Below are 13,577 nucleotides of genomic sequence, written 5' to 3'. Positions count from 1 at the left end.
ATCCGGGTCCTATCGAGGGGTAGCGCGAAGGTGTCGCGGGTGGCGCGGATTCGCTCGCGGCCGTGGGGCTCCCGACGTTGCGAAAGCCACTTTCGCAACCTTCAACGTTGCGAAAGTGGCTTTCGCAACCTGCCACGTTCCGGCCAGCCCAACGAAAAGCGGGGCCGGTCCACAGTGGACCGGCCCCGCTCTTCGTTCGGTTCTTACGCCTCGCTACGGCGACGGCGCACCAGCAGCACCATCAGCACACCCGCGCCGAGGAGCGCGCCGCCGATCACCAGCGGCATGGTCGCGGAAGCACCGGTGTTGGCCAGGTCGTCGCCGCCACCCGACTCGGCGCCACCGGGGGTGGTGGGAGCCGGGGTTTCGGTGACGGGCGCGCCACCCTGCTTCCAGCTCGCGGTCGCGTTCGCGACGACCGAGGTCTTCTCGGACTCCGCCACGATCAGGGACTGGGCGGGCACCTTGGCGTAGTTCTCGCCCACGAACAGGCGACCGGTGTCGAGGTGGCCGCTGACCTTCAGCGTGAAGGAGCCGTTGCCGTCCTTGGCGTCCTTGGGGACGTCGACGTAGACCTTGGTGCCGTCCTTGATGGCGGCCGCCTTGATCTCCTTGCCGTCGGCGTCGGTGACCTTGACGCCTTCGGGCAGCTTGCTGGTCAGCTCGGTGATGTCACCGGTGGTGGCCACGCTGAACGGGCCGATCCTGGAGCCGGTCGCGCCGGAGGCCTTGGCCGGGCCGATGTCGAGGGTCGGCTTCGGCTGCTGGCCGATGCCGACGTTGTCCTTGCCGACGAGGTAGTCGTAGACGGCCAGCACGTCGGCGGACTCTTCGGCGCCCTCGTGGGGCAGCGGCTTCTTGCGGTCGAGGTTCTTGCCGTCACTGAAGTGCCAGACGGCGGCCTGCGTCGCGGTGACGGCCTCCTCGACGGACAGGCCGCCGTTCAGCTTGACGTCCTTGCCGAGCGCGCCCTCGATCTTCTTCACGGCGACCGCCGGGTAGCCGTGGTGCAGCACCCAGTTGATCTTCGCGTTGTTCTTGTTGAACGGCGAAGCGGCGTCCGGGTACTTGTTCCAGGGGCGTTCGATCATGTCCTGGTCGGTGCGCATGCCGACCTCGACCTGCACGCAGTACATCTTGAGCTTGCTGCCATCGGAGAGCTTCAGCCCGAACAGCTTCGTGACGTAATTCTGCCCGCCCTCGAAGTTGACGCTGAAACCGTCGGTGCCGCTGCCTTCGACGACCCGGCCGCGAGCCGCGCCGTCGTCCGCGAGGGCGGCCGGAGCCGCCATCGTCAGCGCGACGGCCGCGGTGGCCACCGCGATCCCGCCGCGAACCAGAACTGACCTGCCGTGCATGTGTCTCCCATCCGAATACGGACCACGAATGCCAGTGCCGAATGCGACCACAGGCCCCGACCGCAACGGCTCGCCCACATGGGGGATGACTAATCCCATCGAGCGAGAGCGGAGCATACAGAGGTCATACATGTGGCTACTCAGGGGTATGGCTCATGTCCGAATTGCCCCGAAAGAAGAGTGAACGGCGAGAAAACGATCTTGGGCGAGTAGGCAACGGGGCCCGGACGGAAAGAAACCGACGAAAAGCTCGCGGATGGAGGTACCGTCGCTGCTCCGGCCGCGCTTGAATTGGACCAGACCATTCAACGGCGATTGGAGTCCACATGACGCGACGGCACCTCCGCCGGGGGTTGTCCCTGGTGGCCGGGCTCGCCATGGCCGGAGCGCTGCTCCCGGCCGCGAGCAGCGCGGAAACCGTGGAAGCGCGGGGTGTTCCGCTCGGCGAGCTGACCGCCACGGCGACCAAGGTCGCGTCCGGGCTGGTGAACCCGACCGCGATCACGGCGCTCGACGACGGGAGCGGCCGGATCCTCATCGTGGAGAAGAGAGGCGTCGTCCGGGCCTACCATCCCAGGACCGGGCTCGCCGCCGAGCCGGTTCTGGACATCAGCGACAAGGTGAACGGCGCGGACGTCGAACGCGGGTTGCTCGGGCTCGCGATCGCCAAGGACAGGCGCGCGTACGTCGCCTACACCCGCAAGTCCGACAGTGCGGTGACGCTGGCACGGGTCCGGCTGGACACCGGGGAGCTCACCGAACTGCTGACCCAGCCGCACGCCGAATTCCCCAACCACAACGGTGGCCAGCTGGCCTTCGGCCCGGACGGGTACCTGTACTGGGGGATCGGTGACGGCGGCGGAGGCGGCGATCCGCTGGCCAGCGGGCAGCGGCTGGACACGCTGCTCGGCAAGATCCTGCGCGTCGACGTCAACCGCGCTTGCCGTCCGCTGCGCTACTGCGTCCCGCCGGGCAACCCGTTCGTGGGTGTCGCGGGCGCGCGGCCGGAGATCTGGGCGTACGGGCTCCGCAATCCTTGGCGGTTCTCCTTCGATCGGGCCGATGGCTCGCTGTGGATCGGCGACGTCGGCCAAGGCCGGTTCGAGGAGGTCGACCACCTCGCGAAGGGCAAGGGCGGCGCGAACTTCGGCTGGTCCTGCAAAGAAGGCCCGGTCGTCTTCGACGAGACGCGCTGCGAGGACGGCGTGACCTACACCGACCCGGTCTTCCACTACGTCTCCGGCACGGAGGGCTGCGCGGTGATCGGCGGGCACGTCTACCGCGGCAGGAAGTACGCCTCGCTGGCGGGCGGGACCTACCTCGCCACCGACTTCTGCCAGGGAACCGCCTGGGCCGTCCGCAAGAAGGCCGACGACACCTACGAAAGCGCCCGGATCGGCGAGTTCCCGCTCGACGCCACCACGTTCGGCACCGACCTGAACGGCGAGCTGTACCTTGCCGACGAAACGCCCGGCGGGCTGCACCGGATCTCGTTCGCCCGCAAGGGCTGACACCCGCTTCCCGGCCGCGTCCGCCCGGCGCGGCCGGGATCCGGCCCCACGCGTTTCATCAAGTTTTCATCATCGCTCCATAGCGTCATGCCGTCCGGTGAATTCAGTGATGGAGGGCGACGTGGAGCAAACATTCCCACCCGGAGGCGCGCAGTGGCCGCCGCCGCAGGGCTGGGTCCCGCAACCGGCACCGGCGCCGCCTGCCCGGAAACCCCGGTGGCTGCTGTTCGGCGGTATCGCCGGGCTGGTGCTGGTGCTCCTCGCCGGTCTGACGACCTGGCTGCTGTGGCCGTCGAAAGCCGGCCGTGAACCCTTCGAGCAGGCGTTGGCAGGCCTTTCCTCGGCGCCGGCCGTCCGCAACAGCACGTCCGCGGTCGGCGGGATGATCGAGACGGACGTGAAGACCACCGCGTACGGCGAGACGTCCGGCACGATGTCCTTCCAGGGCAAGAAGATCGAGCTCCTGGTCGTCGGCGGCAAGGTCTTCTTCAAGGCGCCCGACGGCCTGCTGCCCGGCTTGGGCGCGGACTCGGCGGGCACCGAAGACCTCAAGGACCGGTGGATCACCGGCGAGGAAGCGTTGTTCGGCCCGGTCCTGCAACAGTTCGAGTCCCCGGAGAAGCTCGCCGCCCGCCTGCGCGAGGCGCTGGAGCGGGCGGAGGACATCCCCGGCGACCAGAACGAGACCGTCCGGGACGTCCCGGCGCTCAAGGCGAGTACGCCCGCCGGGGACCTGTACGTCTCGAAGGAGGCGCCGCACCGGCTCCTCCGCTATTCCGTGAAGATGCCGTCGATGCCCAAGGTCCCGACGATGCCCGACGCGGGGTCGCTGCCGCAGATGCCGCCCGGGGCCGGCCTCGGTGACTCCGATGTGGACGCTTTGTCGCCGTCGGAAACCGTCGAAGTCTACGAAAAGCTGATGGTGAACACCCAGAAGCTGTCCGACGCCGTCGACACCGGTGTGCGGTTCGACATGGACGGCGCGGCCACGGTGGCGTGTAGCGGTTCGGGCTGCACGGTGACCGCCAATGTGTCCAACTCCGCCTCGGCGAACAGCGGCGGGAAGGTCACCGGTCAGGTCAACGCCACGATGACCGCGAACGTGACCATCGGCGGCCGCTCGGCGGGCAGCTGCCGGGAAACGGCTACCCTGCCGCTGAACGGCTCGGGCTCGATCAGCTGTGTCAACGGCGGGGCCGGCAGTGTCTTCAGCGCCGTCGAAGCGGAGAAGAAGGCGGAGGCCGAAGCGCAGTCTCGGGCCTCGGGCGGGGTGCCGGTCCAGTACCGGATCGAGAGCATCGCGGCGGTTTCCGTCCTGGCCGAAGCGATCGGCCAGGTCGAGATCAAGCGGTTGATCGGCGAACTGGGGCACCGGCGGTCCGCGCTCAGCGGCAAGTGAACCGGCCACCGGCCGAACGAGAACAGCGCCGGGCGAACGGCTTCGATGCCGCGCGCCCGGCGCTTTCGCGTCCCGGATATTCGGGTCAGTCCGTGCCGGATTCGATCGCGGCGTGGTCGAGCAGTTCGTCCTCGGCCGAGGCCTTGCCGCGTGAGGCGATCGCCTGCGCGCCGCCCGCGTCCATCGCCCCGATCAGCCCGGTCGACGCGGCCTGCGCGGCGCCGATCAGCGTCGGATGCCCGCCGCCGACCATGCCGAGCCCGGCGTACTGCTCGAGCTTGGCACGCGAGTCCGCGATGTCGAGGTTCCGCATGGTGAGCTGGCCGATCCGGTCCACCGGGCCGAACGCCGAGTCCTCGGTGCGCTCCATCGACAGTTTGTCCGGGTGGTAGCTGAAGAACGGGCCGGTGGTGTCGAGGATCGAGTAGTCCTCGCCGCGCCGCAGTCGCAGGGTGACCTCGCCGGTGACGGCCGCGCCGACCCACCGCTGCAGCGACTCGCGCAGCATCATCGCCTGCGGGTCCAGCCAGCGGCCTTCGTACATCAGCCTGCCGAGGCGGCGGCCTTCGTTGTGGTAGCTGGCGAGGGTGTCCTCGTTGTGGATCGCGTTGACGAGCCGCTCGTAAGCGGCGTGCAGCAGCGCCATCCCCGGCGCCTCGTAGATGCCGCGACTTTTGGCCTCGATGATCCGGTTCTCGATCTGGTCGGACATGCCGAGCCCGTGCCGCCCGCCGATCGCGTTGGCCTCCAGGACCAGGTCGACCGCGGTGGCGAACTCCTTGCCGTTGATCGTCACCGGACGGCCCTGCTCGAAGCCGATCGTGACGTCCTCGGGCGCGATCTCGACCTCGGCGTCCCAGAACCGGACGCCCATGATCGGGTTGACGATCTCGATGCCGGTGTCGAGGTGTTCGAGCGACTTGGCCTCGTGCGTCGCGCCCCAGATGTTCGCGTCCGTGGAGTAGGCCTTCTCGGTGCTGTCCCGGTAGGGCAGGCCGTGGGCCTGCAGCCACTCGGACATCTCCTTGCGGCCGCCGAGCTCGCTTACGAACGCGGCGTCCAGCCACGGCTTGTAGATCCGCAGGGACGGGTTCGCGAGCAGGCCGTAACGGTAGAACCGCTCGATGTCGTTGCCCTTGAAGGTGGAGCCGTCGCCCCAGATCTGGACGTCGTCCTCGAGCATCGCGCGCACCAGCAGCGTGCCGGTGACCGCGCGGCCGAGCGGGGTCGTGTTGAAGTAGGTGCGACCGCCGTTGCGGATGTGGAAGGCGCCGCAGGCCAGCGCCGCGAGCCCTTCCTCGACCAGCGCGGCCTTGCAGTCGACAGCGCGTGCGATCTCGGCGCCGTAGGCCTTCGCCCGGCCGGGGACCGACGCGATGTCGGGTTCGTCGTACTGGCCGATGTCAGCGGTATAGGTGCACGGCACAGCACCCTTCTCGCGCATCCACGCGACCGCTACCGAGGTGTCGAGGCCGCCGGAGAAGGCGATCCCGACGCGTTCGCCGACAGGCAGAGAGGTGAGTACCTTGGACATGATGGAAGTATATGCATAGGTGTGTATGACCATGCAAGCCGGGGTGAGCAGGGCAACTCGGGCGGGTGGCGGGCCGGGGGGACGACTCGCCGCGTGGGCCGGCCGTGCGCGTGTCGTCCATCCAGTCACGCGTGTCGTCCGTTGGCTCACGCGTGTCGTCCAGCTGGTCACGGCACGGCCGGCCTTGTGTTGGGGTCGTGAGTGGCGATTCGGGTTAGAACCCGAATCGCCACTCACGACCACCCCGGCCGACGCGACGCTCGCGGACGTGTCCGTTTCGTGACCCGTCCGCGAAGCCCTCCGCCACGAATACTTGGTGACACCCTCTGCGAAAAGCGTCGATTTCCCTTGCGGCAAAAGGAAACCAGTCCGTAACCCCGACGGCTGCGAATACCTGGCATGAAGACTTCGCGGGCCGATCGGCAACCACGCCTCCCCTTCTTCGGAGCGGCGCTGATCGGTGTCGTGGCCCTCGCCGCGGCACTGGCGGCCGGTCATCTGGTGGCCGGGTTCATCAGTGCCAACGCTTCGCCGTACCTGGCGGTCGGCAACGGGGCGATCGATCTGACCCCGATCGAGCTGAAGGATTTCGCGGTCCGCACGTTCGGTGTCTACGACAAGCTCGTGCTGCTCGGCGGGATGGCCGTGGTGATGGTGCTCGCCGCGGCCGCGGCGGGGGTCGCCTCGCGCCGGTCGCCCGTTCCGGGGGTCGTGCTGATCGCCGCCTTCGGTCTGCTGGGCGGGTTCGCCGTGTCGCAGCGTCCCGACCTCGACTCGGTCGCCCTGCTCGCGCCGCTCGCCAGCCTGATCTCCGGAGTCGGCGTCTTCTTCTGGCTGCATCGCCTCGCCATCGCGAGGTCTCGAAGCGTCGAGGAGGCTTCAGGCGCCGCTCCGTCGCGCCGGTCGGTGCTACTGGCCGGGGCGGGTGCCGTCGTGGCCGCGGGGGCGGCGGGAGCCGGAGGGCAGCTTCTCGCCGGCACGCGAGACGCGGAGTCCTCCCGCGCGGCGATCGGCCGGCTCGTTCCCGCCGAGCCGGCGCCGCCGATCCCGGCCGACGCGGATTTCGCCAAACTGGGCACGCCGACGTTCCTCACCTCGAACCGCGACTTCTATCGCGTCGACACCGCCCTGTCGGTGCCGCAGGTCCGGGCCGAGGACTGGAGCCTCCGCCTGCACGGCATGGTGCGCAACGAAAAGCGGTACAGCTACGACGACATCCGCAACCGGCCGCTGATCGAGCGCACGATCACCATGACCTGCGTGTCCAACGAGGTCGGCGGCACCTACGTGTCCACGGCGAACTTCATCGGCGTGGACCTCGGGGAGCTGTTGCGGGAGGCCGAAGTCCTGCCCGGTGCCGAGCAGATCTTCTCCACCAGCGTCGACGGCTGGACGGCGGGCAGTCCGGTCGTCGCCGCGCTCGATCCGGAGCGGGGCGCGATGCTGGCGATCGGGATGAACGGGGAACCGCTGCCGGTCGAACACGGTTTTCCCGCTCGAATGGTCATCCCCGGCCTCTATGGCTACGTTTCGGCGACGAAATGGGTCAAGGATCTGGAGATCACCACCTGGAAAGCGCGCCGCGCGTATTGGCTCGACCGCGGCTGGGGCGAACAGGCCCCGATCAAAACGCAGTCCAGGATCGACAGTCCGAAAGGATTCGAAACGGTGCCCGCGGGCAAGGTCCGGATCTCGGGCGTCGCGTGGGCGCAGCGCACCGGTGTCGAGCGGGTCGAAGTCCGGCTCGGCGCGGGCGGGAACTGGCAGCCCGCAATGCTTTCCCGCGAGGTCGGCCTCAACACCTGGCGGATGTGGTGGACCGAATTCGACGTCCCGGCCGGCAGCCATCAGGTCACCGTGCGCGCGGTCGACAAATCCGGCTACACCCAGACCGACGCCCGCGCCGGAACCGTTCCGGACGGTGCGACGGGCTGGCATGTCATCAGTTTCACCGCACGGTGATCGGGGTCACTCGAAAGAGTGGCAATCCGATTCCGTGGTGGTTCCGAATACCCGGTAAGAGTCCGAAAAACAAATGGAGTGATTTTCCGTGAACAAGCTTCGCGTCGCAGGAATCGGTTTCACCGCGGTCGCCGCGCTGGCCCTGTCCGCCTGCAGCAGCAATGACAGCGCTTCGTCCGGCAGCTCCAGCAGTGCCCCCGCGCCCGCCCCGTCCTCGTCGATGTCGGCCCCGATGTCCAGTGCCGCCTCGGGTGACGGTGTGACCACCAACGCCGACGTGTTCGGCCCGGCGTGTTCGCAGTTGCCGCAGGGCAGCGCGCCGGGTTCGCTGGACTCGATGGGCCCGCAGCCCGTCGCCAGCGCCGCGTCGACCAACCCGCTGCTGACCAAGCTGGTCGCCGCGGTCAAGGCCACCAACCTGGTCGACACCCTCAACAGCCAGCAGGCCATCACCGTCTTCGCCCCCGCGGACCCGGCCTTCGCCGCACTCGGTGACGCCAAGTTCGCCGAACTGGCGGGCAAGCCGGACCAGCTCGCCCCGATCCTGCAGTACCACGTCGTCGGGAAGCGTTACGACGCCAAGGGCCTGGAGTCCGCCAAGTCCTTGGAGAGCCTGAACACCGCTGGTGGCCCGGTCAAGATCGAGGGCTCCGGCGAGAACATGACCGTCAACGGCGCCAAGGTGCTGTGCGGCAACATCCCCACCAAGAACGCCACCGTCTTCGTCATCGACAAGGTCCTGACCCCGGGCACCAACAAGAACTAGGTCCCCGCCCTTTGATCGCGGTGGCCACGCCCTCGGACGCGGCCACCGCGATCTTCGTATGTCAGGGAACGAGCGCGGCGGCATCCACGTCGGTCACCACGAGACGCAGACTCGCGTTCTCCCAAGGGGTTCCGGTCAGCACCGCGCGCAAGGCGGCCCCGGCGGCCTCCGTGAGCGGCGGGATCGGCACCTCCAGCGCCACGACGCGGATCTCGACGACGTTCTCGGTGATGTCGACGGCCATCACGTCGAGATCCCACGGCACCGCCGAGGCGGCGGCCGTGGTGGACGGCGTCGCCGCGCGCAGCCCCGGTACATCGCGGAGCGTGCTCAGCAGCGAAGCGGTCAGTTCGGAACGTGCGGTCACAACAGTCCTCCACGGATTTCGATGTCCAAAATGGACACCGAGACGGCCGACGGGGTGAGCCCGGTCGCCTCGGTGACCGCCCGGCTGACGGCACGCTGCACCGCTTGCGCGGTCGCGGCGGCCTGGTCCAGCCCGGAGAGCGAAAGGTCGATCTCCACCCGCACGTCGTCCTGGTCGACGACCGCGCGGACTCCTTCGGTCGGCGCCGGTTCGAGGCCCTTGATCCGCTGCCGCGCGATCCGGGTCAGCGAGCCGGCCAGCCCGCGTAAACCGGGTTCCAGGCGTACCACGCCGGGGACCTTCGCCGCGGCGTGCGCGGCGACCGCCGCGATCACCGGCGGGGAGATCACCGTTTCGGTCAGCTGTCTGGCAGGGGCCTGTTCAGGCGTCATAGATGTCCTCCACCACCAGATCGAGCCGGGCCAGGCGAAGGCCGACCCTGGCTCCCGCCGCCGCCGTGACCCGCTCACGGACCACGTCCAGCGAGTCACCGTCGAAATCATGGGCGATCGCCAAGCTCAGTTCCACGTTCACGGCCGTCATGTCGGTGATGTCCGGCGCGGGCAGGACCCGGCAGCGTCGCGCGCGGACGCCGTCCACGGAATCCGCGGCGAACCGCAGTACCGCCGCGACCGCCTGATCGCTCACCTGCACCTCGCCCGGTTCCGCGCTGTCCAGCGGCACCAGATCGCGACGCCGGACCTCGGCGCGGACCGCGGACATGATGCGGCTGGTGAGATCCGGCGACGGCTCGGTGTCGTCGTCGGCCAGCTCCCTGGTCAGCCCGCGCAGCACCCGGAGGCTCTCGTGGGTCGCCCGGCAGTGCGGGCACTCGAGTTCGTGCGCGTCCGCGTGGCCGGCGTCGACCTCGTCGAGCCGTTCCCAAACCAGTTCGACGTCCCGGCCGCACGGGAGCAAGTAGTCCTGAGTCGCGTGGTTCATCGCCATGGAGCCATCACCTCCGCCAACTCCGCTCGTGCTCGTGCGATGCGTCCGCGCACCGCAGTGGTGGTCGCCCCGATCGCCTTCGCGATCTCCTCGTAGGAGCGGCCGTGGACCTCCCGCAGCAGCCAGCAGGCCCGTTGCTCGGCGGTCAGCCGGTCCAGCGCCCCGGTCAGCGCCGCCAGCTGCGCGCTCGTCTCGGCCGCACGCTCCGGCCGCCCCGCCGAACCGGTGGATTCCTGCTGGTCCAGCTCGACGTCGGCCACCGGCTTCCTGGCGCGGATCACGTTCAGGCACCGGTTGGTCGTCGTCCGGTAGAGCCAGCCGACGAACGCCGCGTCCTCCTGCAACTGGTCGAGCCGCCGCCAGGCGACGAGGAACACCTCCTGGACGACGTCCTCGGCGTCCCCTTTGTTCCCCAGCATCCGTAGCGCCAGCCGGTACATCGGCCCCTGGAACCGCAGGACGAGCTGCTCGTACGCGCGGATCTCGCCGTCGCGGGCGCGTGCCACCAGCGTGGCGTCGTCCAGCACCGTTTCGCCGGCCGCGGGCGCGTGACTTCTCGCCGACGTCGTCATCGAGCGCACCTGTGCAGCGCCGTCATGCCGAAGCTCCCTTCACATCACCAACGTCCGGTGACAACCCTTTAGACACGGCTTCCCCGGAAACGTCACGCGGGAAACCCAGCCGACCACGGCACGGGGGATCGCGCACGCCGAAAGTCAGGTGATCGCCCGCCGTCGGAACGCCAAGAGGCTCACGGGGGTGAACACGGCCAGCACGACGGCAGGCCCGAGCGCGCCGAGCCAGGCGGGCAGGTGGGCGACCTGCGGGGTCAGCGCCCCGACGAGCACGACCGGCGGGCTCAGCGGATCGCGATCACCGGCGAGGGCCGCGAGGCCTTGCGCGCGCATGTGCGGGACGGCAACCGCCGGCTGGCGTGGGCCTCCTGCTCCAGGTCGCCGAGCACGGGGCCGGAGACGAGCGCGGCCAGGGTGCCGCGCCGGCTCTGTGAATCACCGCTGTGAATCAACACCACGGGCGAGCGCCGGGTACTCCTCGAGGGTGATGTCGGTGGCGAACTTGTCGGTCACCCACAGCATCCAGCGCAGCATGAACGCCCGCCGGAACAGCTGGTCGCGCAGCTTGATCCGCAGCTTCGTCGGCGGCGCGAGGAACGGGCCGGCGTTGGCGCCGCGGGCCACCTTGGCGTAGCCGCGGAACTTCTCGTCGTACCGCCGGAAGGCCACCTCGTGGTCGCCGTTCGCCGCGGCGAGTTCGCCCGCGATGACGTACGCGGCCACGATGGCGAGCCCGGTGCCGAAGCCGGCCAAGGTGTTGCCGTACGCGGCGTCGCCGAGGAGAGCGACGCGGCCGGTGGAGTAGCCGTCCATCGTGACCCGGCTGATCGAGTCCAGGTAGACGTCGTCCGAGCGGTTCACCGCCTCCATCAGTTCTGGCAGCCGCCAGCCGCCGTCGGCGAACGCGGCGGTCAGGATCTCCTTCTGCTGCCCGGTGTCGTAGCGGTCGTAGGCGATTTCGGGGGAGGCGAACACGAAGAACGCGGCCGCCTTGGGTCCGCCGGTGGCGGCGAGCCTGCCGGGCTCGTTGTACATGACCGAGGTGCCGCCGGGCCCGCGGAAGTCGTCGCCCTCCCCGGTCTCGACCAGGGCGTAGTAGTGGCCGAGATGTTCGACGTAGTCGGTTTCCGGGCCGAACGCCAGCCGTCGCACGGTGGAGTGGATGCCGTCCGCGCCGAAGACGAGGTCGAACCGCCTCGGCGCACCGCGCTCGAAGGTGACGTCGACGCCGTCGGCCGTTTCGGTCAGCGAGGCGATGGAATCGCCGAAGACGTACTCGCAGTCCTGAGCGGTCCGTTCGTAGAGGATCGCGGCCAGATCGCCGCGCCGGATCTCGACGTCGCCGCCGGTGAATTCGCCGGGCATGACGGCCAGCGGCCGCTCCGTGGCGTCGATGATGGTCTGGTCGTGCCCGCCGGTCTGGCGCCGGTACACCTCGTCGAGGATCCCCATCCGGTCCAGCACGGTGCGGTGGGTCGCGCCCTTGAAGTCGACCGCCTGGCCGCCGGTGCGGAGTTCCGCCGTCCGTTCGACGACGGTGACCGCGTAGCCCTGGCGGGAGAGCCAGAAGGCGAGGGCGGGACCGGCGATGCTCGCGCCGGAGATGAGGACTGTCCTGTTGGTCATGGCAGGAGCTTCGCGGCCGGCGTTGACGAAGCGCTGACAGTCCGCTGACGGCCCTTCGTCAGCTCCAGCCGGGCAAGGGAAGGGTGAGCTGTCCGGGATCGTCCGGCGGCGCGGTCTCGTACCGCGGCGGCGTCGCCGACAGGCCGATCGGGTTGCGGGTCAGCCGCACGGAAGTGCCGTCGGGCCGGGGGAGATCGACCGTCGGGTTCAGGCCGAGCCGTTCCGCGAGGGCGAACGCGCCCGCGACGTCGTTGACCTCCCCTGCGGGCACCCCGGCCGCGCTCAACTCCGCCGCCCACTCTGCCGCCGGGCGCCTGCCCAGATGGTCTTCGAGCAGCGCGCGGAGTTCGGCCCGGTGCTCGACCCGCGCCGGATTGGTGGCGAACCGGACGTCGCCCGCGACCTCCGGCAGGTTGATGACCTCGCACAACGCCGCGAACTGCCGGTCGTTGCCGACGGCGAGCGCGAGTTCGTGATCGGCGCAGGGGAGAAGTTCGTAGGGCGCGATGCTGGGGTGCCGGTTGCCCATCCGCGCCGGGACCGTCCCGCCGGAGGTGTACGCGCTGCCCTGGTTCACCAGTGCGGCGAGCAGACTGGACAGCAGGTCGATCTCGACCCGCTGCCCCTGCCCGGTGCGGTCGCGGTGGCGCAAGGCGGCGAGGATGCCGACGCTCGCGAACAGCCCGGCCAAGACGTCGACGAGCGCGACGCCGACCTTCTGCGGCTCGCCCGCCGGGTCGCCGGTGATGCTCATCAGCCCGCCGACCGCCTGGATGAGCAGGTCGTAGCCGGGCAGCGCGGCGCCGCCGCCGGAACCGAAACCGGTGACGGAGCAGAAGACGAGGCCGGGATTCGCCGCCAGCAGGACCTCCGGGCCGAGACCGAGCCGGTCCATCACACCGGGCCGGAAGTTCTCGACCACGACGTCGGCCTCCAGCGCCAGCGCGCGGGCATGGGCGCGGTCTTCCTGGTCACCGAGGTCCAGCGCCACACTCGTCTTGTTCCGGTTGACCGACTGGAAGTACGTCGCCTGACCGGTCGCGTCGTAGGGCGGCCCCCAGCTGCGGGTGTCGTCGCCGGTGCCCGGCCGCTCCACCTTGATCACCGTCGCGCCGAGATCGGCCAGCAGCATGGTGGCGAACGGGCCGGCGAGCACCCGCGAGAAGTCGAGGACGCGCAGCGGGCCGAGTGCGGTTTCGGGCATGGGTCCGAGACTAAGTGGTCGCCATCGGAAGTCCTCCGGAGGTCCCGGCGGGTGTCGGCCACGCCCCAGTGTCCACAAAGGACGCGCCTTGGCCGCTGAATGTCCCCTTGATGCCTGTATATGCGGTTTCGTGCGTGGCAAAGGCGGTTCTGTTGAGGGGTAAGGCAAAGGTGTCGCGGGTGGCGGGGATTCGCTCGCGGCCGTGTGGCGCATCGACCATGGGTTCAGCGAAGGCCTCCTCGGAAAACCGTGCAAATCGGGCTAATCGGGCACAGTTCTTCTTCGCGAGCTGTGATCACGCTCACGAAAGGCCGGGTTTCCCATTAC

13 protein-coding genes are annotated in these 13,577 nt (G+C 69.4%); 4 read left to right on the top strand and 9 right to left on the bottom strand.

Annotation, left to right across the window (positions count from 1 at the left end; all coding sequences use genetic code 11):
* Nucleotides 1-203: 203 nt before the first annotated feature.
* Nucleotides 204-1,358 (bottom strand): thioester domain-containing protein, encoded by a 1,155-nt coding sequence (locus DL991_RS39770; RefSeq protein ID WP_125789498.1) that lies wholly within the window; start codon nucleotides 1,356-1,358, stop codon nucleotides 204-206.
* Between the two features lie 326 nt (nucleotides 1,359-1,684).
* Here DL991_RS39770 and DL991_RS39765 point away from each other — a divergent pair, with 326 nt between their 5' ends.
* The gene (locus DL991_RS39765) at nucleotides 1,685-2,869 is read left to right on the top strand and encodes a sorbosone dehydrogenase family protein (protein WP_125789497.1); all 1,185 of its coding nucleotides are present in this window, start codon (nucleotides 1,685-1,687) and stop codon (nucleotides 2,867-2,869) included.
* A gap of 121 nt (nucleotides 2,870-2,990) precedes the next feature.
* Nucleotides 2,991-4,268: an SON protein gene (locus DL991_RS39760; RefSeq protein ID WP_233599267.1), complete on the top strand. Its 1,278-nt coding sequence runs from the start codon at nucleotides 2,991-2,993 to the stop codon at nucleotides 4,266-4,268.
* Between the two features lie 85 nt (nucleotides 4,269-4,353).
* Here DL991_RS39760 and argG read toward each other — a convergent pair whose 3' ends face one another.
* Nucleotides 4,354-5,802 carry an argininosuccinate synthase gene (argG, locus tag DL991_RS39755; RefSeq protein ID WP_125789495.1) on the bottom strand — a complete coding sequence of 483 codons (1,449 nt, stop codon included), beginning with the start codon at nucleotides 5,800-5,802 and terminating at the stop codon, nucleotides 4,354-4,356.
* 399 nt (nucleotides 5,803-6,201) lie between these two features.
* On the opposite strand from argG, the gene DL991_RS39750 reads away from it, so the two are divergent.
* Both DL991_RS39750 and DL991_RS39745 read left to right on the top strand, forming a co-directional pair.
* On the top strand, nucleotides 6,202-7,764 hold the full coding sequence (locus DL991_RS39750) for a molybdopterin-dependent oxidoreductase (protein WP_199754265.1): 1,563 nt from the start codon (nucleotides 6,202-6,204) through the stop codon (nucleotides 7,762-7,764).
* Between the two features lie 88 nt (nucleotides 7,765-7,852).
* Nucleotides 7,853-8,530, top strand: a complete 678-nt coding sequence (locus tag DL991_RS39745) for a fasciclin domain-containing protein (RefSeq protein ID WP_125789494.1) — start codon at nucleotides 7,853-7,855, stop codon at nucleotides 8,528-8,530.
* A 61-nt stretch (nucleotides 8,531-8,591) separates the two neighbouring features.
* On the opposite strand, the gene DL991_RS39740 is transcribed toward DL991_RS39745, so the two are convergent.
* The 7 genes from DL991_RS39740 to DL991_RS39705 form a co-directional block, all read right to left on the bottom strand.
* Complete coding sequence (locus DL991_RS39740) at nucleotides 8,592-8,897, bottom strand: hypothetical protein (protein ID WP_125789493.1); 306 nt, start codon at nucleotides 8,895-8,897, stop codon at nucleotides 8,592-8,594.
* Nucleotides 8,894-9,289 (bottom strand): Asp23/Gls24 family envelope stress response protein, encoded by a 396-nt coding sequence (locus DL991_RS39735; RefSeq protein ID WP_125789492.1) that lies wholly within the window; start codon nucleotides 9,287-9,289, stop codon nucleotides 8,894-8,896. Before DL991_RS39735 ends, DL991_RS39740 begins: the two co-directional genes overlap by 4 nt.
* Nucleotides 9,279-9,845: an anti-sigma factor gene (locus DL991_RS39730; protein WP_125789491.1), complete on the bottom strand. Its 567-nt coding sequence runs from the start codon at nucleotides 9,843-9,845 to the stop codon at nucleotides 9,279-9,281. The genes DL991_RS39735 and DL991_RS39730 overlap by 11 nt, the downstream gene beginning before the upstream one ends.
* Nucleotides 9,836-10,417: an RNA polymerase sigma factor gene (locus tag DL991_RS39725; protein ID WP_125789490.1), complete on the bottom strand. Its 582-nt coding sequence runs from the start codon at nucleotides 10,415-10,417 to the stop codon at nucleotides 9,836-9,838. Before DL991_RS39725 ends, DL991_RS39730 begins: the two co-directional genes overlap by 10 nt.
* Nucleotides 10,418-10,561: 144 nt before the next feature.
* Complete coding sequence (locus DL991_RS39720) at nucleotides 10,562-10,753, bottom strand: hypothetical protein (protein ID WP_199754264.1); 192 nt, start codon at nucleotides 10,751-10,753, stop codon at nucleotides 10,562-10,564.
* A 102-nt stretch (nucleotides 10,754-10,855) separates the two neighbouring features.
* Nucleotides 10,856-12,046 (bottom strand): FAD-dependent monooxygenase, encoded by a 1,191-nt coding sequence (locus tag DL991_RS39710; RefSeq protein WP_125789489.1) that lies wholly within the window; start codon nucleotides 12,044-12,046, stop codon nucleotides 10,856-10,858.
* Between the two features lie 58 nt (nucleotides 12,047-12,104).
* Entirely contained in the window at nucleotides 12,105-13,250 is a 1,146-nt protein-coding gene (locus DL991_RS39705) for a CaiB/BaiF CoA-transferase family protein (RefSeq protein ID WP_125789488.1), read from the bottom strand.
* Between the last annotated feature and the right edge of the window lie 327 nt (nucleotides 13,251-13,577).

It is taken from the genome of Amycolatopsis sp. WAC 01375 (assembly GCF_003947325.1).
Lineage (GTDB): Bacteria > Actinomycetota > Actinomycetes > Mycobacteriales > Pseudonocardiaceae > Amycolatopsis.
Note: the sequence above shows the minus strand (reverse complement) of the source record. Positions and strands in the feature narration are given on the sequence as shown.